Here is a 24,498-nt window from a genome sequence, read left to right as displayed (position 1 = left end):
TGGTCCTGACGGCCCTTCCCTGTTCCGTGTTAGGGCCGTCAGCACCAGCTCGTCGGTCTCGGTGCCCGGCTGGTCCTCATGGCCCTTTCCGGTTCCGTGTTAGGGCCGTCAGGGCCAGCTCGTCCCCCTCAGCTGGTGCTGGTGGCCCTTTCCGGTCCCGTGTTAGGGCGGTCAGGACCAGCTCGCCACGCTCGGCTGGTGCTGATGGCCCTGTCCAGCCCGGTGATACGGCCCTCAGGACCAGCTCATTAACCGGGACCGCAAGCCGCCTCACCGACCGCGTCCCACCACTACCAGGAGCGGCGGCCGTGGCTTGGCATGCGGAAGCGGAACGGGCCGCCGGCGAGATGCCGACGGCCCGTCCACCCAGCAAACCCTCAGTGCGGGAACGCCCCCAACTCCGCGTCCAGGATGTCGAAGAGCTCCGCCGCACTGGCCGCCGAAAGCCCGTCCTCCTCCGAGCCCCCGCCCCCGAGCCGAGCCGCCAGCGCCCGCAACCGGGCCGCGAGCCGAGCCTGCTCCTCCGCCCCGGGCGGGTTGGCGTCCAGCGCCGCCTCCAGCCGGGCCAGGTCGTCGAGGGCCGACACCGGAGGCGCCACGGCGGGCGCCAGATCCGCGAGCACCTGCGCGGTAACCGCCCGCGGCGTCGGGTGATCGAAGATCAGCGTCGCCGGGAGCTTCAGACCGGTGGCGTTGTTCAGCGCGTTCCGCAGCTCGATCGCGGTCAGCGAGTCGAACCCCAGATCCTTGAACGGCCGATCCACCTCCACCGTCTCCGCCCCGGCGTGCCCGAGCACCGTCGCCACGTGCGTCCGGACCAGCCGCAGCACCAGGCCCTCCTGATCTTCGGCGGTGAGTCCGACCAGCCGTTCCGAAAGGGAGGCGAGCGAGCCGCCGACCGGACGGCCACCAGGCCGCGGCCGCCGCGCGAGGTCCCGGAGCAGCACCGGCACGTCGTCCGCCCGCGCACCCAGCGCCACCGGGTCGACGTCCATCGGGACCAGGTTCGCCCGCCCGCTGGCCAGCCCCGCGTCGAACAGCGCGAGCCCGTCCGCGACCGCCAGCGCCGGAGTGCCGAGCCGCCGCATCCGCTCCAGGTCGGCCGCGGTCAGGTCGCCGCCGAGCCCGGTGCTCACCTCCCACAGCCCGTAGGCCAGCGAGGTACCCGCCAGCCCGCGATGCCGCCGGTGGTGCGCCAGTGCGTCCAGGAAGACGTTCGCCGCGGCATAGTTGCCCTGCCCGGCCGCCAGCACCAGCCCGCCGGCCGAGGAGAGCACCACGAAGGCCTTCAGCTCCCGCCCGGCGGTCAGCTCGTGCAGGTGCCATCCGGCGTCCACCTTCGGCGCCAGCACCCGGTCCAGCTGCTCCGGCGTCAGGTCCGTGACCAGCGCGTTGTCGGCCACCCCGGCCGCGTGCACGATGCCGGTCACCCCGTCGAGCAGCCGCTCCAGGGCCGCCCGGTCAGTCACGTCGCAGGCTTCCAGCCGTACCTCGGCCCCGGCCGCACCCAGACGCCGCCGCAATTCTTCCGCGCCGCGGGCCTGCGGTCCGCTTCTGCTGATCAGAACCAATTTGCGTACGCCGTGAGCCCGCACCAGATGCTCGGCCAGCAACGCCCCGAGCCCACCGGTCCCACCGGTCACCAGCACCACGTCGTCCGCGGTCCAGTTCACCGGGTCGGCCGCCGCGGCGGGCACCAGCCGCGGCGCGAGCAGCCGCCCGTCCCGGATCGCGAGCTCGGGTTCCGCGGCGCCGGCCGCCCGGGCCAGCACCTCGTCCCCGACCTCCCCGTCGCTGTCCAGCAGGATCAGCCGTCCGGGGTTCTCCGCCTGAGCCGACCGCAACAGCCCCCAGACCACCGCCGCCGCCGGGTCCACATCCTGGCCGGGTACGGTCGCCGCGTTCCGGGTGAGCACGACGAGCCGCGTGCCGGCCAGTTCCGGCCGCCCGAGGAACGCCTGGACCAGCTCCAGCGCCTCCCGCGCCGCAGCCCGTGCTCGCGCCGGCACAAAGACCGCTCCGGAAGCGATGGCCGTTCCGGAACCGATGGCCGTTCCGGAAGCGATGGCCGTTCCGGAACCGATGGCCGCTCCGGAAGCGATGGCCGTTCCGGAAGCGGGCGCCGTGGAGGGAGCCGGGGCCGTGGAGGGAGCCGGGGCCGTGGAGGGAGCCGGGGCCGTGGAGGGAGCCGGGGCCGCGGAAGGAGCGGGAGCCGCGGAGAGAGCCGGGGCCGCGGAGGGAGCCGGGGCCGCGGAGGGAGCGGGAGCCGTGGAGGGAGCCGGCGCCGTGGAGGCTGCGGGAGCCGCAGAGGGAGCCGGGGCTGCGGAGGGAGCCGGGCCGGAGACCGGGCCGGAGACCGCCCCGGCCGACGCGACGATCACGTCCACGCCGGTGATGTCGTCCAGGTCCGCCGCCCCGAGCACCCGCACGAACCGCCCCCCGTCCGAACCCCGAGCCGACACCGCCGACCACTCCACCGTGAACAGCGACCCGCTCACCGCCGCCCCGCCACCCAGCTGCGCCGCCGTGACCGGCCGCAACGTCAGCGACCGCACCACCGCCACCGGAGCCCCGAAGCTGTCCGCCACCGTCAGCCGGACCGCCCCCGGCCCGGCCGGCGACAACCGCACCCGGACCGCGTCCGTTCCACCGGCCAGCAGCGAAACTCCTTCCCAGGAGAACGGCAGCATCGTCGCCCCCTGCTCCGCACCGGCCCCGGCGCCGCCATAACTCAGCGCGTGCATCGTCGCGTCGAGCAGCGCCGGGTGGATCCCGAACCGGGCCGCCTCGGCGTGGCTGCCGTCCGGCAGTGCCACCTCGGCGTACACCGCGTCGCCCTGCCGCCAGGCGGCCCGCAACCCCCGGAAGACCGGCCCGTATCCGTAGCCCGCCCCGGCCAGCTCGTCGTAGAGCCCGGAGACGTCGACCGCCTCCGCCCCGGCCGGCGGCCACGCGGTCAGCGCGTCCGCGGTTACCTCGGCCGGCGGCGCGAGGAAACCGGCCGCGTGCCGGGTCCACGGGTCGTCCTCGGCCGCGTCGTCCGGCCGGGTGTGGATGCCCACCGCGCGCTGCCCGCCGTCGTCGGCCGCGCCGACCACCACCCGCAGCGTCCGGCCGCCCGAGGCGGGGATCGGCAGCGGCGCCTCCTGCACCAGCTCGGCCAGCACCGGCACCCCGCTGTGCAGCCCCGCGTGCAGCGCCAGCTCGACGAACGCGGTGCCGGGCAGGATCGTGCTGCCGTGCACGGCGTGCTCGGCCAGCCAGCCCTCGGCCCCGAGCGCGAGCCGCCCGGTGAACACCGTGGTGTCCGCGCCGGGCACCGTGACGACGGCGCCGAGCAGCGGGTGGCCGGGCCGGCTCAGGCCCATGCTCACCGGGTCGCCGTGGCCGGTGTCCCCGCCGTCGAGCCAGTAGCGCTGGTGCTCGAAGGCGTACGTCGGCAGGTCGACCTTGCGGCCACCGGCGAGCAGCGGCGTCCAGTCGATCGCGACGCCCCGGGTCCAGGCCGTGGCCAGCCCGGTGAGCAGCTCGTCCGGCCGGGTCCGGTGCTGGAGTGCGATGAACGCGGCGTCGTCGGTGATCTGCCGTCCCAGCCCGGTGAGGGTGGAGTCCGGCCCGCACTCCAGGAACGTCACCACGCCGCGGCCGAGCAGGTCGGTCACCACGTCGTGGAACCGGACGGTGTCGCGTACGTGCTCGACCCAGTAGTCGGGGCTGGTCACGTCGCCGACGGTGACCAGCGGAACGGTCGGTTCGGAGTAGTCGAGCGATCGGGCGATCCGCCGGAACTCGTCGAGCATCGGCTCCATCAGGTGCGAGTGGAAGGCGTGCGACGTGTTCAGGCGGGTGGCCTTCACTTCGAGCGCGGTGACGACCGCGTCCACCGCCGAGGCGGTGCCGGAGAGCACCACCGAGGCGGGCCCGTTGACCGCCGCGATGTCCACCCCGTCGATGAGCAGCGGCAGCACCGCCGACTCGGGCGCGGCCACCGCCACCATCACGCCGCCGGCCGGCAGCGCCTGCATCAGCCGCCCGCGCGCCGCGACGAGCCGCGCGGCATCGGAGAGCGAGAGGACGCCGGCCACGTGAGCCGCGGCGATCTCCCCGATCGAGTGCCCGGCCAGGTAGTCGGGCCGGACGCCCCAGGACTCCAGGAGCCGGTAGAGGGCGACCTCGAACGCGAAGATGGCGGGCTGGGTGTTGACCGTCCGCGCGAGTTCGCCGGCGTCAGTGCCCCAGGCGATGTCCTTGACCGCCGCGCCGGCGGCGTCGAAGGCGGCAGCGAAGACCGGGAAGCGTTCGTACAGGTCGCGGCCCATCCCGAGCCGCTGCGAGCCCTGCCCGGTGAACAGCATCGCCACCGACCCCGGCGTCACCACCCCGCTGACCTGCTTGTCACCGAGCAGGATCCGCCGGTGGTCGAGCGCCGCCCGCGTGGTGAACGACGAGAACGCCACGTCGAGCGGCGCGCCGGCGGCGGAGGCCATCCGCTCCGTCTGCGCTTCCAGCGCCGCCGCGCTGCGTGCGGAGACCGCGACCGGAAGCGGACCCGCCACCGATCCGGCGGATTCCGCGGGCGCGCCCGCCGGCGCCTGCTCGACGATGACGTGCGCGTTCGTGCCGCTGAGCCCGAACGACGACACCGCCGCCCGGCGCGGCCGGTCCACCGCCGGCCACGCCACGCTCTCGGTGACCAGCCGCACGTTGCCCGCCGACCAGTCCACGACCGGCGACGGCTCGTCCACGTGCAGGGTCTTCGGCACGACACCGTGCCGCATCGCCTGCACCATCTTGATCACTCCGGCGACCCCGGCCGCGGCCTGGGTGTGCCCGATGTTCGACTTGATCGACCCCAGCAGCAGCGGCTGCTCCGCGGGCCGGTCCTGGCCGTACGTGGCCAGCAGTGCCTGCGCCTCGATCGGGTCGCCCAGCCGGGTGCCGGTGCCGTGCGCCTCGACCACGTCCACGTCCGCGGTGGTCAGCCCGGCCCGTTCCAGGCCGGTCCGGATCACCCGCTGCTGGGACGGCCCGTTCGGCGCGGTCAGCCCGTTGCTGGCGCCGTCCTGGTTGATCGCCGACCCGCGGATCACCGCGAGCACCTCGTGCCCGTTGCGCCGCGCGTCGGAGAGCCGCTCCAGCAGCAGCAGGCCGACGCCCTCACCCCAGCCGGTGCCGTCCGCGGCCCCGGCGAACGACTTGCACCGGCCGTCCGGGGAGAGCCCGCGCTGCTGGCTGAACTCGATGAAGATCTCCGGGGTCGACATCACCGTCACGCCGCCGGCCAGCGCCATCGTGACCTCGCCGGAGGCCAGCGCCTGGGTCGCCATGTGCAGCGCGACCAGCGACGACGAGCAGGCGGTGTCGACGCTGACGGCCGGTCCCTCCAGGCCGAGCGCGTAGGCGACCCGGCCGGACAGGATGCTCCCGGCGTTGCCGTTGCCGACGTACCCGGCCATGTCGTCCGGCACCTCGCGCAGCCAGCTGCCGTAGTCGTGGTACATCACCCCGACGTAGACGCCGGTCTGCGTCCCGTGCATCGCGGCCGGGTCGATCCCGGCCCGCTCGAACGTCTCCCACGCGGTCTCCAGCAGCAGCCGCTGCTGCGGGTCCATGGCCTGCGCCTCGCGCGGCGAGATGCCGAAGAACGCCGCGTCGAAGTCGGCCGCGTCGTAGAGGAACGCGCCGTCCCGCGAGTAGGTCTTGCCGGGCAGGCCCGGCTCCGGGTCATAGACCTTGCCGACGTCCCAGCCCCGGTCGCCGGGGAAGGCGCCGACCGCGTCGACCCCGTCGGCGACCAGCCGCCACAGGTCCTCCGGCGAGCCGACCCCGCCCGGATAACGGCAGGTCATGCCCACGATCGCGATCGGATCACCGGCCGGGACCGCGGTGGGCGCGGCGGTCTGCGGGGTCACGGTGGTCTTCCGCCCACCGAGACCTTCCCGTACGACCTCGGCCACCGCCCGCGATGTCGGGTGGTCGAACACCAGCGTGGCCGGCAGCCGTAGCCCGGTCGCCGTGTTCAGCGCGTTGCGCAGCTCCACCGCCGCGAGCGAGTCGAAGCCCAGCTCCTTGAACGCCTTGTCGGCCGCGACCGCGTCCGCCGAGGCGTGCCCGAGGACCGTGGCCACGTGCCCGCGCACCAGGTCGAGGACCGCCTTCTCACGGGCCGCCTCGTCGAGCCCGGCGAGCCGCTGCTCCAGCGGGTTGCCGGTGGCCGCGTCCGCGACCGCCGCGACCCGGCGGGCCGGGGCGCGGACCAGCCCGCGCAGCAGGGCGGGCAGGCCGGCCCCGCGGGCGGCGAGCGCGGACCGGTCCACCGGCAGCGCCACCGCGAGCGGCAGCCCGCTGCCCAGGGCCCGGTCGAACAGCGCCAGCGCGTCCGCCGTCTCGATCGCCGGAGTGCCCAGCCGCCGCATCCGGTCCAGGTCGGCGGCGGTGATCGCCCCGCCCAGCCCGGTCTGCTCCGCCCACAACCCGTAGGCGACAGCGGTGGCCGGCAGGTGCCGGGCCCGGCGGTGCTGGGCGAGCGCGTCCAGGAAGACGTTCGCCGCCGCGTAGTTGCCCTGCCCGGCGGCGAGGACGAGGCCACCCGCCGAGGAGAACAGCACGAACGCCTTGAGCGGCAGCCGCGCGGTCAGCTCGTGCAGGTGCCAGCCCGCGTCGACCTTCGGCGCCAGCACGGCGGCCACCCGGTCCCCGGTCAGGTCGGCGGTGAGCGCGTTGTCGGCGACCCCGGCGGCGTGGACCACCGCGGTCAGCGCGTCGCCGTAGGTCTCCAGGCAGGCCGCGAGCGCGGCCCGGTCGGTCGCGTCGCAGGCCACCACGTGCACCGTGGCGCCCAGCGCGGTGAGCCGCCCGGCGAGGGCGGCCGCCCCCGGCGCGTCCGGGCCCCGCCGGCTGGTCAGCACCAGCCGGCCGGCGCCCTGGCGGACCAGGTGCTCGGCGAGCAGCGCGCCGATGCCGCCGGTGCCGCCGGTGATCAGCACGGTGTCGTCCGCGGTCCAGGTGATGGGTTCCGCCGCCGCGGGGGCGGCGAGCAGCCGGGGGATCAGCAGGCGGCCGTCGCGGACGGCCAGCTCCGGCTCCCCGGTGGCGAGCGCCCGGGCGAGCAGGTCGTCCGGCACGTCCCGGTCGGTGTCGACGAGCACGAACCGGCCCGGGTTCTCCGCCTGCGCGGCCCGGACCAGGCCCCACACCGGCGCGCTGACCACGTCCGGGTCCTCGTCGCCGACCGCGACCGCGTCCCGGGTCACCACGACCAGCGGCCCGGTCCGGTCCCCGGCGAGGCGGTCCTGGAGCACGGCCAGGGCCTCGGCGACCGCGCCCCGGGTGCGGCTCGGCACGTCCGTGCCGTCCGGCGAGCGGAGCACCACGACCTCCGGAGCCACCGTGCCGGCGGCGTCCGGGGCCGGTCGCCACTCGACGCCGAACAGGCCGTCCGCGCCGGGCGCCGGGGCGGCCAGCCGATCGGCGCTGACCGGCCGGGACACCAGCCGGTCCACGGTCATGACCGGCTGGCCGGTCCCGTCGGCGACCAGCATCGAGGAGACCTCGGCCCCGCGGATCCGGCGGACCCGGACGCGCAGCGCGGTGGCCCCGGCGGCGTGCAGGGTGACCCCGGTCCAGGCGAACGGCAGCAGCGTGTCGCCGGTGTCGTCGGCGTCCTCCTGCAACAGGTCGGCGTGCATCGCGGTGTCCAGCAGGGCCGGGTGCAGGCCGAACCGGGCCGCGTCGGCGTGCGCCTCGCTCGGCAGCGCCACCTCGGCGAACAGCTCCTCGCCGCGCCGCCAGGCGGCCCGCAGGCCCTGGAAGACCGGGCCGTAGCCGTAACCGCGCGCGGCGAGCCGCTGGTACGCCCCGTCGACCGGCAGCGCGGTCGCGCCCGGCGGCGGCCACTCGGCCAGCGAGTCGGCCGGGGTGGCCGGGTCGGGGGCGAGGAAGCCGACCGCGTGCCGGGTCCAGGGCGCGTCGGTGGCGTCCTCCGGGCGGGTCCAGGCGGCGAACGGCCGTCGTCCCGCGGCATCCGCGGCGCCGGCGGTCACCTGCACCGCCACCCCGCCTCGGGCGGGCAGCACCAGCGGCGCCTCCAGGGTGAGCTCTTCGAGCAGTCCGCAGCCGACCTCGTCGGCGGCGCGCAGGGCGAGTTCGACGAAGCCGGTGCCGGGCAGCAGCACCGACCCGAGCACGACGTGGTCGCCGGTCCACCGCTGGGCGCCGAGCGCCAGCCGGCCGGTGAGCGTGACCCCGCCGCCGTCCGCGGCCACCACGACCGCGCTGAGCATCGGGTGGTCGGTGGCGCCCAGGCCGGCGTGGCGTACGTCGCCGGTGGCCGGCTCGGCCGCGTCCAGCCAGTAGGTCTCCCGCTGGAACGCGTAGGTGGGCAGGTCGGCGCGCGGACCGGGTCCGTAGAACGCGGCCCAGTCGACCTCGACGCCGCGGGCCCAGGCGGCGGCCAGGCCGGTGAGCAGCTCGTTCGGCCGGGTCCGGTGCTGAAGGCCGATGAACGTGGCGTCGTCGGTGATCTGACGGCCCAGGCCGGTCAGGGTGGAGTCGGGGCCGACCTCCAGGAACGTGGTGACGCCCCGGTCGGCCAGGTCCTCGACGACGTCGTGGAAGCGGACGGCGTCGCGGACGTGGTCCGCCCAGTAGCCGGGATCCGTGACGTCGCCGACGACGACCACCGGGATCGTCGGCTCGGAGAAGTCGAGGGTGCGGGCGAAATGCTCGAACTCTTCGAGCATCGGCTCCATGAGGTGGGAGTGGAAGGCGTGCGAAGTGTTCAGTCGCGTGGCTTTGGCGCCCAGCCGGGCGACGACGGCCTCGACTGCTTCCGCCTTTCCGGACAGGACGACTGACCGCGGGCCGTTGACAGCCGCGATGTCCACGCCGTCGATGAGCTCGATCGCGCTTTCGGGTGCCGCGACGGCGACCATCACACCCCCGGCGGGCAGCGCCTGCATCAACCGGCCGCGCTCCGCGACGAGGCGACCGGCGTCGTCGAGCGAGAGGACGCCGGCCACGTGAGCCGCGGCGATCTCGCCGATCGAGTGCCCGGCGAGGTAGTCGGCGCGGACGCCCCAGGATTCGAGGAGCCGGTAGAGGGCGACTTCGAAGGCGAAGATGGCGGGCTGGGTGTTGACCGTCCGCGCGAGTTCGTCGGCGTCAGCGCCCCAGGCGACGTCCTTGACCGCCGCGCCGGCCTCATCGAAGGCGGCCGCGAAGACCGGGAAGCGTTCGTACAGGTCCCGGCCCATCCCGAGGCGCTGCGACCCCTGCCCGGTGAACAGGATCGCCAGCTTGCCGCCGGTGACGGCACCGATCGGCCCGAGCGCCGCCAGCCCGTCCGCGAACTCCACCTCGGTCGAGGCCACCACCGCGGCCCGGTGCTCCAGCGCCGCCCGCCCGGTCGCCAGCGTCCGGCCCGCTCCGGCGAGATCGACCTCCCCGTGCGTCTCCAGGTAGCCCAGCAGCCGCTCGGCCTGCCCGCGAACCGCCTCCGGCGTGTGCCCGGAGATCAGCCACGGCACCGGCCCGCCCAGCGGTTCCGGCGACACCGGCGCCCCGGCCGGCGCCTGCTCGATGATCACGTGCGCGTTGGTCCCGCTGATCCCGAACGACGACACCCCGGCCCGGCGCGGCCGCTCGACGGCCGGCCAGTCGACGGCCTCGGTGACCAGCCGGACGTCCCCGTCACTCCAGTCCACCTTCGCCGACGGCTCGTCCACGTGCAGCGTCCTGGGCACCACCCCGTGCCGCATGGCCTGGACCATCTTGATGATCCCGGCGACGCCCGCGGCGGCCTGGGTGTGCCCGATGTTCGACTTGATCGACCCGAGCAGCAGCGGCTGCTCCGCCGGACGGTCCTGGCCATAGGTGGCCAGCAGCGCCTGTGCCTCGATCGGGTCGCCGAGCGTGGTGCCGGTGCCGTGCGCCTCCACCACGTCGACGTCGGCGGCGTCCAGCCCGGCCCCGGCCAGGGCGGCCCGGATCACCCGCTGCTGGGCCGGTCCGTTCGGCGCGGTCAGCCCGTTGCTGGCGCCGTCCTGGTTCACCGCCGACCCGCGGATCACCGCGAGCACCGGGTGCCCCTGGGCGACCGCGTCGGAGAGCCGCTCGACCAGCAGCATGCCCGCGCCCTCGCCCCAGCCGGTGCCGTCGGCCGCGTCGGCGAACGACTTGCACCTGCCGTCCGCGGCCAGCCCGCGCTGCCGGCTGAAGTCGGTGAAGGTGTCCGGGGTCGCCATCACGGTCACGCCGCCGGCCAGCGCCAGCGAGCAGTCGCCCTGGCGGACCGCCTGGATCGCCCAGTGCAGGGCCACCAGCGACGACGAGCAGGCGGTGTCGACCGTGACGGCCGGGCCCTCCAGGCCCAGGACGTACGCCACCCGGCCGGACACCACGCTGGCCAGGCTGCCGTTGCCGAGATATCCGGCCAGGTCCTCCGGCACGTCGCCCAGCCGGGTCGCCCAGTCGTGGTACATCACCCCGGCGAACACCCCGGTCCGGCTCCCGCGCAGCGACTGCGGGTCGATCCCGGCGCGTTCCACGGCCTCCCAGGCGACCTCCAGCAGCAGCCGCTGCTGCGGGTCCATGGCCTGCGCCTCGCGCGGCGAGATGCCGAAGAACGCCGGGTCGAACTCGGCGGCGTCGTGCAGGAAGCCACCCTCGTTGCTGTACGTCTTGCCCGGCTTCCCCGGCTCCGGGTCGAAGATCCCCAGGGTGTCCCAGCCCCGGTTCTCCGGGAACGGGCTGATCCCGTCGGTCCCGTCGGCGACCAGCCGCCACAGGTCCTCCGGCGTCGCCACCCCACCCGGATAACGGCAGGCCATCCCCACGATCGCGATCGGCTCACCGGTGTCCGCGACGGCCGGGGACCCGGCGGCGGCCACCGCGGCCGGCTCGGCCGACGGCAGGACCAGCTCGCGCAGGTGCTCGGCGAGGGCCCGCGCCGACGGGTAGTCGAAGGTCAGCGTCGCCGGCAGCCGCAGCCCGGTCGCCGCGGTCAGCCGGTTGCGCAGCTCCACCGAGGCGAGCGAGTCGAAACCGATCTGCTGGAACGCCCGGCGCGGGTCGACCGCCGCCGGGTCGTCGAAGCCGAGCACCGCGGCGACGTGCGTGCGGACCAGGTCGAGCAGGGCGGCCGGACGGTCGGCCGGGGGCAGCTGCGCCAGCCGGCGGGCCAGCTCGCCCTGCTGCGGGGCGGCGCTCGCCCCGGTCGCGGCGGCGCGGCGGACCGGCGTACGGAAAAGTCCCCGCAGCATCGCCGGAAGCTCGTCGCCGCGGTCCCGCAGCGCGGCCTGGTCCAGCCGCAACGGCAGGGCGGCCGGGACCCGGCCGCGGACCGCGAGGTCGAGCAGCGCGAGGTTCTCCGCGGGCGACAGCGGCGTCAGGCCGGAGCGCTCGACGCGCTGGAGGTCGGCCGCGGTGAGTGCGGCGCCCATCCCGGCCTCGCCGGTCCACAATCCCCAGGCCAGCGCGGTGGCCGGCAGTCCGGCCTCGTGCCGCAGCGCGGCCAGCGCGTCGAGACCGGCGTTCGCGGCCGCGTAATTGCCCTGCCCCGCCCCGTCGAGGGTGCCGGCCGCCGAGGAGAACATCACGAACGCGGCCAGCGGCAGCCCGGCGGTCAGCTCGTGCAGGTGCCAGGCACCCACCGTCTTGGCCGCCAGCACGGTGTCCAGCGCCTCCCGGGTCAGCGTCCCGAGCAGGCCGTCGGCGACCACCCCGGCCGCATGCACGATGCCGGTCAGCCCGCCCCCGATCCGCGCCAGCAGGTCCCGCACCGCGGCACGGTCCGCCACATCGCACGCGACCGCCTCCGCGGCCGCCCCGAGATCCGCGAGGCGGGCGATCAGTGCGGATGCGCCCGGCGCGTCCGGACCACGCCGCGACGTCAACACCAGTTCGCGTACGCCGTGAGCCCGCACCAGGTGCTCGGCGACCAGCGCGCCCAGCCCACCGGTGCCTCCCGTGATCAGCACGGCGCCGTCGCCCCACGGGTTCTCGACCGGCTCCGCCGGAGTCACCGGGGCCAGCCGGGCGGCCAGCACCCGGCCGTCGCGCACGGCCACCTCCGGCTCGCCGGTGGCGACCGCGGCCGCGAGCAGCGCCGGGTCCCCGCCGGGCAGGCTGACCAGCTGGAACCGGCCCGGGTTCTCGGCCTGCGCGGTGCGCACCAGACCGGTGAGCGCGCCCTCGACGACGTCCGCGGTCCCGCCGGTCACCACGACCAACCGGGTGTCGGCCACCGCGTCGGCGTCCAGCCACGCGGTGAGCAGTTCGAGCAGCGCGCCGGTCCGGTCCCGCAGGTCGGCCGGGACGTCCCCGGTCGCCGGGCCGGCGGTGACCGCCACCCAGCCGGGGAACCGCTCGCCGCCGGCCAGGGCCGCCCGCAGCGCCTCGAAGCCCTGGTAGGAGCGCCCGGCCGGGGTGTCCGCGGGCACCGCGACCGGCCGCCCGACCACCTCGTACAGGGTGCCGGCCGCGGTCGCGGCGAGTCGATCGGCGCCGACCGCCCGGGCGACGAACGAGCCGACGCTGGCGACCGGCCGGCCGGCCGCGTCGGTCAGCTCGATGGTGACCGCGTCGTCGCCGGTGGCGGTGATGGTGGCCCGGACCGCGGCCGCGCCGGACCGGTGCAGGGTGACGTCGGTCCAGGCGAACGGCAGCCGGGCCGGGCCCGCCAGGGACGCGCCGGTGGCGAAGTCGGTGGCGTGCAGCACCGCGTCGAGCAGCGCCGGGTGCAGCCCGAACTCCTCCGCGCCGGAGACCGCCTCGGGGAGCGCGACCTCGGCGAAGACGGTGCGGTCGCGCCGCCACACGGCGCGCAGGCCCTGGAAGGCGGGACCGTAGCCGTATCCGGCGGCGGTCAGCTCGGCGTACAGGTTGCCGGTCTCGACCGGTGCGGCGCCGGCCAGCGGCCAGTCGCCGGTCGCCGCGTCCGGCTCGGCGCCCTGCGGCGCCAGCGTGCCGGCCGCGTGCAGGACCCAGGATTCGCCGCCGGTCGCCGCGGGCCGGGCGTGGATCTCCACGGTACGGATGCCGTCCGCGCCCTCCTCGCCGACGACGACCTGCACGTCCATCGCGGCACCGGAGTCCGGCAGGACCAGCGGCCGGTGCAGGGTCAGCTCCTCCAACCGGGCACAGCCGGCCTCGTCCCCGGCCCGCACGGCCAGCTCCACCAGGGCGGTTCCGGGCACCAGGACGGCGCCGCCGACCACGTGGTCGGCGAGCCACGGCTGGCTGCGGACGGCGAGCCGCCCGGTCAGCACCACCCCGCCGCCGGCCAGGTGCACGACCGCGCCGAGCAGCGGGTGGCCGGCGTCGGCCTGGCCGAGCTCGGCGGTGTCGGTGCCGGCCGGGGCGTGCAGCCAGTAGGAGCGGCGCTGGAACGCGTACGTCGGCAGGGCGATCCGCCGGGCGCCGCGCCCGGCGAAGAACGCCGCCCAGTCCACCGGCGTGCCGTGCGCGTGCAGCGCGCCGATCGCGGCCACCAGCTCGGCGGCCTCCGGCCGGCCCCGGCGCAGCGCGGGCACGAAGTGCGCCTCGCCGTCCAGGCAGCGGGCGCCCATGCCGCTGAGCACCGCGTCCGGGCCCAGCTCCAGGAACGTGGTGACGCCGGCGTCGGCGAGGGTGGCGATCACGTCCGCGAACCGGACGCAGGCGCGCACGTGATCCACCCAGTAGGCCGGGTCGCACAGCTGCGCGGCGGTGGCCGGCTGCCCGGTGACGCCGGAGATCACCGCGATCTGCGGCGCCCGGTAGTCGAGCACCTCGGCGATCTCCGCGAACTCGGCGAGCATCGGCTCCATCAGGTGCGAGTGGAACGCGTGCGAGGTGTTCAGGCGGGTGGCCTTGACGTTCAGTTCTTCGGCGAGCGCGAGAACCGCGTCTTGCCTGCCGGACAGCACCACCGATCCGGGCCCGTTCACCGCGGCGATGTCCACGCCGTCGGTGAGCAGCGGCCGGACGGTCGCTTCCGGCGCGGCCACGGCGACCATCACGCCGCCGGCCGGCAGCGAGCCCATCAGCCGGCCCCGGGCGGCGACCAGCATGGCCGCGTCGTCCAGGTCGAGCACCCCGGCGACGTGCGCGGCGACCAGCTCGCCGACCGAGTGGCCGGCCAGGTGGTCCGGCCGCACGCCCCACGCGGTGACCAGGCGGTACAGCGCGGTCTCCACGGCGAACAGGGCCGCCTGGGTGTACTCGGTGCGGTCCAGCAGCGCGGCCCGGTCCGAGCCCTCGGCGGCGAACAGCACGTCCCACAGCGAGACGTCCAGGTGCACGTCGAGGGCGGCGATCGCGTCGGCCAGGGCGTCCCGGAAGACGGGGTAGGTCTCGGCCAGCTCGCGGCCCATGTCGAGGCGCTGGCTGCCCTGCCCGGTGAAGAGCACGGCGAGCCGGCCGGCCGGCAGCGTGCCACGCAGCACGGACGGCAGCTCGGCGCCGCCGGCGACGGCCCGCAGGCCCTGCTCGGCGGTGGCCGGGTCGGTGGCCAGCACCACGGCGCGTACGTCGAGCTTGGTCCTCGTGGTCCCGAGCGAGAACCCGAGGTCGTCCAGGGCGACTCCCTCGCCGAGGCGGTCGAGCAGGCGCTCGGCCTGGGCCCGCAGCGCGGTCTCGTCCCGTGCCGTGACCACCAGCGGGACCGGCGTGCCGGCCGGCCGGAAAGCGGGCGTGACCAGCTCCTCGGCCGGGAGCGCCGGCGGCTCCTCGATGATCACGTGCGCGTTGGTGCCGCTGACGCCGAACGACGAGACGGCCGCGCGGCGCGGGCGCTCCCCGGCCGGCCACGGCACCGCGCCGACCGCCAGCCGGACGGTGCCGGCCGACCAGTCCACGTGCGGGGTCGGCTCGTCGACGTGCAGGGTCGGCGGGAGCACCTCGCGGCGCATCGCCTCGATCATCTTGATGATGCCGGCCGCCCCCGCGGCGGCCTGCGTGTGCCCGAGGTTCGACTTGATCGAGCCGAGCAGCAGCGGCCGCTCGGGAGAGTGCCCGGCGCCGTAGGTGGCGATCACCGCCTGCGCCTCGATCGGGTCGCCCAGCGTGGTGCCGGTGCCGTGCGCCTCCACCACGTCGACGTCGCCGGCGGCCAGCCCGGCGTCGGTGAGCGCCTGCCGGATCACCTGGCGCTGGGCCGGGCCGTTCGGGGCGGTCAGGCCGTTGCTGGCGCCGTCCTGGTTGACCGCGCTGCCGCGGACCACCGCGAGCACCGGGTGCCCGTGCCGGCGGGCGTCGGAGAGCCGCTCCAGCACCAGCACCCCGACACCCTCGGCGAAGCCGGTGCCGTCGGCCGCCGCGGCGAACGGCTTGCACCGTCCGTCCGGGGCCAGGCCGCGCTGCCGGCTGAACGAGGTGAACGTGCCCGGGCCGGCCATCACCGCGGCGCCACCGGCGATCGCCAGGTCGCTCTCCCCGCGGCGCAGCGACTGGACCGCCAGGTGCAGCGCGACCAGCGAGCTGGAGCAGGCGGTGTCGATGGTCAGGGCGGGCCCGCGCAGACCCATGGTGTACGCCACCCGGCCGGAGATCACGCTCGGCGCGTTGCCGGTCATCAGGTAGCCGTCCAGGCCGTCCGGGGCCTCGTGCAGGCGCATGCCGTACTCCTGCGCCTCGGCCCCGATGAACACGCCGCTGCGGCTGCCGCGCAGCGTGTCCGCCTCGATCCCGGCCCGCTCGATCGCCTCCCAGACGGTCTCCAGCACCAGCCGCTGCTGCGGGTCCATGGCCTGGGCCTCGCGCGGGCTGATGCCGAAGAAGCCGGCGTCGAAGTCGGCGGCGTCCGGCAGGAACCCGCCGTTGCGCACGTACATCGAGCCGGGCCGGTCCGGGTCCGGGTCGTAGAGCCGGTCGAGGTCCCAGCCGCGGTCGGCCGGGAAGTCGCCGAGCACGTGCCGCCCGTCGGCGATCAGGTCGCCGAGCTGCTCGGGGGAGTGCACCCCGCCGGGGTACCGGCAGCCGACGCCGACGATGACGATCGGCTCGTCCGGGACGGCCGGACCCCTCGCGTGCTCGGCGGTGTCCTCGTCCGCGCCGGTGGCCAGCGCGACCAGGTGCCCGGCCAGCAGCGCCGGGGTGGGGAAGTCGAAGCCGACGGTGGGCGGCAGCGGCAGGCCGGTGGCCGCGCTCAACCGGGACTGGAGCGCGACCAGGGCCATCGAGTCGAGGCCCAGGTCCCGGAACGGGCGGTCGGGCTCGATCGCCGGCGACTCGTCCGGCATGATCTGCGCGAGGACCGCGACGGCCGCCTCGCGCACCAGGTCGCCGGCCACGCGGCGGCGCTCGGGCTCGGACAGCGGTGACAGCCGGCCGGCGAGCGTACCGGTCCCGGCGGCGAAGGACTCGTCCATTCGAAGACACCCCACATTTGGTCGGCGAAATCGTCGCTCGATCAGAAGGAAACGGCCACACCGGCCCGCGGTCGACGCTATTGGCGTGGCCGCACCGGACATACCCCTATCCGCCGGACCAGCCCATTGACGAGGGCAGGGCAACCCCTATTTCGTATCCGAGACCCCTGAACAAATGATTGGTTCCCCTGCCTGGAATCGTCGCTCTGGACGCCTCTGGGCCGATTTTCCTACCGTTGTGGCATGACCGAAACTGAAGTACTTCAGGCGAAGGCAGGCCGCAAGGAATGGTTTGCCCTCGGCGTACTGCTGCTTCCGGTTCTGCTGGTCTCGATGGACCTGACGGTGCTCTACTACGCACTGCCGGCCATGAGCGCGGAACTGGGGCCGACCGGCGCCCAGCAACTGTGGATGGTCGACATCTACGCGTTTGTGCTGGCCGGTCTCCTGCTGACCATGGGCACCCTGGGTGACAAGATCGGCCGTCGCCGGCTGCTGCTGGCCGGCGCCGTCGCGTTCGGCATCGGCTCGCTGGTCGCCGCGTACGCGTCCTCGGCCGGCGAGTTCATCGCCGCCCGCGCCGCGATGGGCGTCGCCGGCGCCACCCTGATGCCCTCGACCCTCGCGCTCATCCGCAACCTCTTCCACGACCAGACGCAGCGGCGTACCGCGGTGGCGGCCTGGTCCGGCGGCATGGCGGCCGGCGCCGCCCTCGGCCCGATCCTCGGTGGCCTGCTCCTGGACAACTTTTGGTGGGGCTCGGTCTTCATCATCAACGTCCCGGTGATGGTGCTGCTGGTCGTGCTCGGCCCGGTGCTGCTGCCCGAGTTCAAGGTGCCCGGCGCGCCCCGCTTCGACCTGATCAGCGCGGCGCTGTCGCTGGGCGCGGTGCTGCCGGTGATCTATGGCCTGAAGCGGATCGCGATCTACGGCTTCAGCACCGTCCCGGTCGCCGCGGCGGTGGCCGGTCTGCTGCTGGCGGCCGCGTTCGTCCGGCGCCAGCAGGTCGTCGCCGACCCGATGATCGACCTGAAGCTGTTCCGCCAGCGTGCCTACGGCGCCTCGATCGCGATCAACCTGGTGGCGCTCTTCGGCATGGTCGGCTTCTCCCTGTTCAGCACCCAGTACCTGCAGACCGTGCTGGGTCTGAGCCCGTTCCGCGCGGCGCTCTGGACCATCCCCGGCACGCTCGCGGTCGGTGTCGCCGTGCCGATCGCCACCGCCGTCGTCCGGGTCGTCCGCCCGGCGTACGTGGTGGCCGGCGGCTTCGTCCTGGCCGCGGCCGGCTTCTTCACGGTGACCTTCACGCCGGTCGAGGACGGCCTCGCGATCCTGCTCCCCGGCCTGGTGGCGCTCTCCGCCGGTCTGGCCGTGGTGATGACCATGATCACCGAGATGGTGGTGGCCAGCGCTCCGCCGGAGAAGGCCGGCGCGGCCTCGGCCGTGCTCCAGACCGGCCAGGAGTTCGGCGGCGCGGTCGGCGTCGCGGTGCTGGGCAGCATCGGCAGCGCGGTCTACACCAGCCAGATGGACGGCGTCGTGCCGGAGTCGGCTCAGGAGACGCTCGGTGGCGCCGTCGCGGCGGCCGCCAAGCTGCCCGCCCAGGCCGCGGCCGAGCTGACCGCGAAGGCGCACCTCGCCTTCGTCCAGGAGATGCACGTGGCCGCGCTGTTCGCCACCCTGCTGATGGTGCTGGGCGCCGTCCTCGCGGTGGTCGCGCTGCGGCACGTCGACGCGCCCCGGCCGCCGGCCGAGCCGGAGACGGAGACCGCCGAGCCGGTCCCCGGGAAGGAGGACTACGCCATCGCGGGCAACTGACATGCCGTCCCGGAGGACCACGGCCGGCCCGGATCGATTCCCCCCGATCCGGGCCGGTCGTCGTTAGGGTTTCCGAGAGCTGTCCAGAGTGCTGGAACAAGCGTCTTGCACAAACGTCTCACACATGTGTATCGTCGAACGCATGACGAAGACGGTCCTGATCTCCGGAGCCGGCGTCGCCGGCCTCACGCTGGCGTACTGGCTGCGCCGCCACGGCTTCACGCCCACGGTCGTCGAGCGGGCCACGGCCCTGCGCGACGGGGGCTACAAGGTGGACATCCGCGGCGCCGCCCTCGAGGTGGTGCGCCGCACCGGCATCCTGGAGCAGGCCCGTGAGCTGCGCACCGACGTGCGCAGCGGCGCGGTGGTCGACCGCACCGGCAAGCGGGTCGCCAGCATGAACGGGGACACCTTCGGCGGCCGCGAGGAGCACGACGCGGAGATCCTCCGTGGCGACCTCACCCGGCTGCTGTTCGACCTGACCCGTGACGAGGTGGACTATCGCTTCGGCGACGCGATCGCCGCGCTGGACGGCACGACGGTCACCTTCGACAGTGGCCGCACCGAGACGTTCGACCTGATCGTCGGCGCCGACGGGGTGCACTCGCGCACCCGGGAGCTGGCCTTCGGCCCGGAGTCCGGCTTCGTCCACGACATGGGCTATCGGGTCGCCATCTGCACGGTGCCCAACCACCTCGGCCTCGACCGCGAGGAGCTGACCTATGTCAGCCCCGGCCGCACCACCCTGGTCTACAGCACCGCCGGCCAGACCAGTGCCAAGGCGATGTTCCTGTTCACCGAGCCGGCCGGGATCGACGAGGGCGACCCGCGCCGGGCGCTTCAGGAGGCCTACGCGGGGCAGGGCTGGGAGGTGCCGCGGCTGCTGGAGGCGGTCGCCGACGCCCCCGACCTCTATTACGACCGGCTCGCCCAGGTGCGGATGGACCGCTGGTCGGCCGGCCCGGTCGTGCTGCTCGGCGACGCGGCGCACTGCGCCTCACCCGCCTCCGGCCAGGGCACCAGTCTCGCGCTGGTGGGTGCCTACCTGCTGGCCGGCGAGCTGGCCGCGGCCGGTGGCGACCACGAGGCCGCCTTCGCGGCCTACGAGCGCCGGATGCGCCCGTTCGCCGAGCGCAACCAGAAACTCGGCCCGGCCAACATCAAGCGGATGGTGCTGAGCAGCGCCGGCCAGGTGAAGATGTCGATGGTGATGCTCGGGGTGATGTCCCGGCTCCCCGGCCGCGACCGGATGATGGCCGCGATGATGGCGCCGCTGCACAAGGCGGCCAACGCCATCGAGATTCCTGCCTACCCCACCCCGTCGCAGCACCCCTGACCTGCGCTTCGGGCCGCCGATAAGGGCGTGAAGGCGGCCCGATAGCGGTTGGCCGGACAGTGGTGTCTGGCGCCGGGTTGTCCGGTCGCCACCGGCGGGCACGGGGGTGCCCGCCGGGATTCGGGGATCCGACAGGAGGTCCATCATGGGACTGATCGAGCGCGATGAGGCCCTGGCCTGCCTCGACGAGCTCCTGGCCGACGCGGTCGCCGGGCGCGGCCGCACCGCCCTGGTCACCGGCACCGTCGCCACCGGCAAGAGCGAGCTGCTGAACGTGCTCGCCGACCGCTCGATCGAGCGGGGCGCGCTGGCGGTCACGGCGACCGGCTCGGCGGTCGAGCGGGACATGCCGCTCGCCCTGCTGGGCCAGCTCTTCCACGACGCGCCGCTGCCCGCCGACGACCGGGACCGGGCCATGAGCCTGCTTCTCGAGGGCACCAAGGCGGTGCTGGCCGGCGACGACGCCGGTCACCTGGACGCCCAGATCATCCACGGCCTGTGCACCGTCCTGCTGGAGCTGGCCGAGCGGTTCCCGCTGGCCCTGCTGGTCGACGACGTCCAGCACGCCGACGGCGCCTCGCTGGTCTGCCTCTCCTACCTGGCCCGCCGCGCCCGGCCGGCCAAGCTCCTGGTGGTGTTCAGCCGCAGCACCTTCGGCGCGGCCGGCGAGCCGGCCTGGCAGGCCGACCTGCTGCGGCCCGGCTCGGGCAGCCGGATCCACCTGGAGCCGCTCACCGGCGACGGCGTCCGGCAGTTCGCCGAGCAGCGGGCCGGCGCCGAGGTCGCCGACCGGCTCGCCGACCGCTGGCACCAGCTCAGCGGCGGCAACCCGCTGCTGGTCGACGGCCTGATCGCGGACCACCGGCAGACGCTGGCCGAGACCGGCGCCGAGCCGGAGGACGCGGTCGCCGGCGACGGTTACGCCGCGGCCGTGATGTCCTGCCTGCACCGCGCCGACGACCGGCTGCTCGAGGTGGCCCGGGGCGTCGCGGTGCTGGACGACCCGGAGAGCCTGGACTCGCTGATCGGGGTCGGCTCGCAGCAGGTCGCCCAGAGCGTCCGGGCGCTCACCATGGCCGGCCTGCTCGGCATGGGCGCCTTCCGGCACCCCGCGGCCCGCGCCGCGGTGCTCGCCGACGTGCGCCAGGAGCAGCGCGCCGAGCTGCACCGCCGGGCCGCCGTGCTGACCTACGACCGCGGCGCCTCCACCCGGGTGGTGGCCGAGCACCTGGTCAACGCCAGCGACGTGCGGGAGAGCTGGGGCGTCACCGTGCTGGAGGACGCCGCCCGGCAGGCACTGCGCGAGGGCCGGGTCGAGGCCGCGGTCCGCTACCTCAAGCTCGCCTGGAAAGCCTGCACCGACGACCGGCACCGGGTGCGCATCATGACCACGCTGGTCCGCGCCGAGTGGCGGATCAACCCGAGCACGTCGGCCGGCTACCTGCCCGAGCTGACCGGGGCGCTGGACAAGGGCGTGCTCCGCGGCAGCGACGCGATCGTGCTGGCCAAGGCGCTGCTCTGGCACGGCCAGTTCCGCGACGCCGAGCACGTGCTGGACCACCTGGCCGCGCAGGGCGGCGAGCTCGACCCGGACACCGCCGCCGAGCTGGCCGCCACCCGCCCCTGGCTGCGCTGCACGTACGCGCCGTTCGTCGCCCACCTGCCGAAAACCAACGCCACCGCCGCCACCGTCTCGGCGAGCCGCCGGCTGGCCGCCGCCCGGGCGCTCTCCTCGGTGATCAGCTCCAACCCGGGTCCCGACCTGGGCGACACGTGCGAGCGGATCCTGCGCGGCTCCCGGCTCGACGAGATGTCCCTGGACACGGTGGAGAGCGCGCTGCTGGCGCTGACCTACGCCGGGCACGCCGACAAGGCGGCCGGCTGGTGCGACCTGTTCGTCGAGGAGGCGTACACCCGGCGCGCGCCCAGCCGGCAGGCCCGGCTCGCGGTGGTCCGCGCCGAGGTCGCGGTGCGGATGGGCAACCTGGCCGGCGCGGCGGGTTACGCGCGCACCGCGCTGGAGATCATGCCGCCGGCCAGCTGGGGTGTCGCGGTCGGGCACCCGCTGTCCCTGCTGATCATCGCGTCGGTCGCGATGGGTGACTTCGACGACGTCCGCGAGCAGCTCGACCAGCCGGTCCCCGAGGCGATGTTCCAGACCCGGTACGGCCTGCACTACCTCCAGGCCCGGGGCCGGTACAGCCTGGCCACCGACCACCCCGGCCTGGCGCTGCGCGACTTCCAGCGGGCCGGTGACCTGATGAGCGCCTGGGGGGTGGACGCGCCCGGCCTGGTCGCCTGGCGCTCCGACGCCGCCGAGGCGTACCTGCGGATGGGCCGCCCGCTCCAGGCTCGCAAGCTGGCCGAGGAGCAGCTCAACCGGTGCACCGGGCAGATGCCCCGGGCACGCGGCGTCGGCCTGCGGCTGCTGGCCGCGACCGAGCAGCCCCGGCACCGGCCGATGCTGCTGCGCCAGGCCGCCGACCTGCTCCAGAACAGCGGCGACCTCTATGAGCTGGCCCGCACCCTGACCGACCTGGCGCAGGCGTACCACGCGCTCGGCGAGTCCCGCCGGGCCGGGATGATCGGGCACCGGGCCCGGGCGCTGGCCGAGGGCTGCGCGGCCGTCCCGCTGCGGCGGGCGCTGTCGCAGGAGGCGGAGTGGGACTCCGGCGAGCAGGCCACGCCGGCGACCGCTGTCGGCGGGGCCGCGGCGATGCTCAGCGACGCCGAGCGCCGGGTCGCCGCGCTGGCCGCGGTCGGCTACACGAACCGGGAGATCGCCGACAAGCTGTACATCACCACCAGCACCGTGGAGCAGCACCTGACCAGGTCGTACCGGAAATTGAACGTCACTCGCCGCAGTGACCTGCCGGCGAACCTGGACGCGACTCTCACCACCGCCTGAGGGTCCCCCGCCCCCTCGGGCAAAGCGGACGGCCCGGACTCTGTGGAGTCCGGGCCGTTCGACGCGCCGATGGCCTCGTGAGCGCGGCACGCGCTTTGTCTGGCTGGGTGGTCCTAGCGGTGCGGGACCTCGGTCAGGGCCGTCCGGATCGTGTCCAGCACATCGGCCTGGTGGGAGTTGAGATAGAAGTGGCCGCCGTCGAAGACGCGCAGCGCGAAGGAGGCGTTCGTGTGGTCGCGCCAGGCGGCCGCCTCGGTGAGGGTCACCTTCGGGTCGTGGTCGCCGGTCAGGGCGGTGATCGGGCAGTGCAGGGCCGGTCCCGGCGTCCAGCGGTACGTCTCCGCGGCCCGGTAGTCGTTGCGGATCACCCCGAGCACCATGCGCAGCACGTCGGGGTCGTCGAGCAGGCCGCCCGCGGTGCCGTCGAGCCGTTTCATCTCGGCCACCAGCCCCGCGTCGTTCTGGAGGTGGACCCGCTCGTCGCGGTGCTGCGACGGCGCCCGCCGCCCGGAGACGAACAGGTGGGCCGGCACGATCCCGTCGTCCTCCAGCAGCCGGGCCACCTCGTACGCCACGGTGGCGCCCATGCTGTGCCCGAACAGCGCCAGCGGGCGGTCGTCGGGAGAGCGGAGCTGCTCGTAGACGTCCCGGGCGAGGTCCTGGAGCGAGTCGATGCCGGGCTCGGCCCGGCGGTCCTGGCGCCCGGGGTACTGCACGGCGATCACCTCGACGCGCGGCGACAGGGCCCGGGAGACGGGGAAGTAGTAGCCGGCCGAGCCACCGGCGTGCGGCAGGCAGACCAGCCGGATCGGCGCCACGTCGGTCGGGTGGTACGTGCGCAACCACAGGCTGGTGTCGACGGTGGACAGGGTCATCGGGATGCCTCCAGGGCCATCGGGCAGGTCAACCGGTACTACCGAAGCTAGGCTGGGCAACCACTGGGCGTACACCCCAGTGGCGCCGCTCACCCACCCCTGCCGGGCACCCCTGCCCTGCTCCGGCCCGGTGGACAGGGGTGGTACGGGCAGGCGCCGGTCACTACGCTGCGTGACTCGACCCGAGGCCCCTTAGATCCGCGGGTATGTCCCTTACCGCGGCCCGCATCGGCCCGTGAAAGCCCTCGCCGTGATATCGCCGGCCGTCTCCGTCTCCCTACGATGGAGATCTGCCCGAGGACCCACCGAGCCACTGCGGGGACATCATGATCGAGACAATCCTTCCCGCCGACGTGGTGGCAGTCGACACGTTCGACGACCCGCCGGACGCGACGCTGCTGCCCGAGGAGGAGAGCATCGTCGCCAAGGCGATCGAGAAACGGCGCCGGGAGTTCACCACGGCCCGGCACTGCGCCCGCGCGGCGCTGGCCCGCCTCGGCGTGCCGCCGGCGCCGATCCTGGCCGGCCGGCTCAACGAGCCGCTGTGGCCGGCCGGCGTGGTCGGCACCATCACCCACTGTGCCGGTTACCGGGGCGTGGTGGTGGCCGCCGACTCGAAGATCACCACGGTGGGCATCGACGCGGAGCCGAACGAGCCGCTCACCAGCGGTGTGCTCGAGTCGGTGGCGCTGCCCGACGAGCGGGCCCACGTGGCCGAGCTGCTCCAGGCCCGGCCCGAGGTGCGCTGGGACCGGATGCTGTTCTGCGCCAAGGAGGCGGTCTACAAGTCGTGGTTCCCGCTGGCGCAGCGCTGGCTGGACTTCGAGGACGCGGTGGTCACCATGCGGCCCGGCTCGGCCGGCGCGTCCACCGGCGTCTTCGACGCGCGGCTGCTGGTGGTGGGCCCGCGGGTCGGCGGCCGCCGGCTGACCGGCTTCACCGGCCGGTGGCTGGTGGAGCAGGGGCTGATCCTGACCGCGATCGTGGTGCCGGTGGCGGTGTCCGCCCGCCCGTCCCGGGTGCGCGAGGCCGGCGGGGTTCGATAACCGTTGTGACAATGGCGCTGATCGATGGAATCGGCGCTTTTCCGGATGGTGACCCGCCCTTTCCGTGCCGGGCGCCACCGCGATCACCGATCCACCGTGGACTGTGCTCCGCCGAACGGTCAGGCGGCAATCCGGCAGACAGCGGCTGGCGTGCCGGGTGCGGGAA

5 protein-coding genes and 1 pseudogene are annotated in these 24,498 nt (G+C 74.9%); 4 read left to right on the top strand and 2 right to left on the bottom strand.

Going from position 1 to position 24,498, the window contains the following annotated elements; translation table 11 throughout:
- Nucleotides 1-377: 377 nt before the first annotated feature.
- Nucleotides 378-16,187 (bottom strand): annotated as a pseudogene (locus tag Aiant_RS12660) (SDR family NAD(P)-dependent oxidoreductase); the annotation flags it as partial.
- A 405-nt stretch (nt 16,188-16,592) separates the two neighbouring features.
- Here Aiant_RS12660 and Aiant_RS12655 point away from each other — a divergent pair.
- From Aiant_RS12655 to Aiant_RS12645, 3 genes are all read left to right on the top strand, one after another.
- Nucleotides 16,593-18,167 (top strand): MFS transporter, encoded by a 1,575-nt coding sequence (locus Aiant_RS12655; RefSeq protein WP_189336527.1) that lies wholly within the window; start codon nt 16,593-16,595, stop codon nt 18,165-18,167.
- A gap of 142 nt (nt 18,168-18,309) precedes the next feature.
- On the top strand, nt 18,310-19,503 hold the full coding sequence (locus tag Aiant_RS12650; protein ID WP_189336526.1) for an FAD-dependent monooxygenase: 1,194 nt from the start codon (nt 18,310-18,312) through the stop codon (nt 19,501-19,503).
- Nucleotides 19,504-19,648: 145 nt separating this feature from the next.
- Nucleotides 19,649-22,411, top strand: a complete 2,763-nt coding sequence (locus tag Aiant_RS12645; RefSeq protein WP_189336525.1) for a helix-turn-helix transcriptional regulator — start codon at nt 19,649-19,651, stop codon at nt 22,409-22,411.
- A gap of 113 nt (nt 22,412-22,524) precedes the next feature.
- On the opposite strand, the gene Aiant_RS12640 is transcribed toward Aiant_RS12645, so the two are convergent.
- Nucleotides 22,525-23,286 carry a thioesterase II family protein gene (locus Aiant_RS12640; protein ID WP_189336524.1) on the bottom strand — a complete coding sequence of 254 codons (762 nt, stop codon included), beginning with the start codon at nt 23,284-23,286 and terminating at the stop codon, nt 22,525-22,527.
- A gap of 326 nt (nt 23,287-23,612) precedes the next feature.
- Here Aiant_RS12640 and Aiant_RS12635 point away from each other — a divergent pair, with 326 nt between their 5' ends.
- Nucleotides 23,613-24,332, top strand: coding sequence for a 4'-phosphopantetheinyl transferase family protein (locus Aiant_RS12635; RefSeq protein ID WP_189336523.1), 720 nt, complete (start codon nt 23,613-23,615; stop codon nt 24,330-24,332).
- Nucleotides 24,333-24,498: the final 166 nt, after the last annotated feature.

Origin of the sequence: Actinoplanes ianthinogenes (assembly GCF_018324205.1) — a bacterium.
Taxonomy (GTDB): domain Bacteria; phylum Actinomycetota; class Actinomycetes; order Mycobacteriales; family Micromonosporaceae; genus Actinoplanes; species Actinoplanes ianthinogenes.
This window is presented reverse-complemented; position numbering and strand designations above follow the sequence as displayed.

What these genes read in the sequence shown, in the direction of transcription:
- Aiant_RS12655 (WP_189336527.1), top strand. Translation starts at nt 16,593, where the DNA reads ATGACCGAAACTGAAGTACTTCAGGCGAAGGCAGGCCGCAAGGAATGG.
- Aiant_RS12650 (WP_189336526.1), top strand. Translation starts at nt 18,310, where the DNA reads ATGACGAAGACGGTCCTGATCTCCGGAGCCGGCGTCGCCGGCCTCACG.
- Aiant_RS12645 (WP_189336525.1), top strand. Translation starts at nt 19,649, where the DNA reads ATGGGACTGATCGAGCGCGATGAGGCCCTGGCCTGCCTCGACGAGCTC.
- Aiant_RS12640 (WP_189336524.1), bottom strand. Translation starts at nt 23,286, where the DNA reads ATGACCCTGTCCACCGTCGACACCAGCCTGTGGTTGCGCACGTACCAC.
- Aiant_RS12635 (WP_189336523.1), top strand. Translation starts at nt 23,613, where the DNA reads ATGATCGAGACAATCCTTCCCGCCGACGTGGTGGCAGTCGACACGTTC.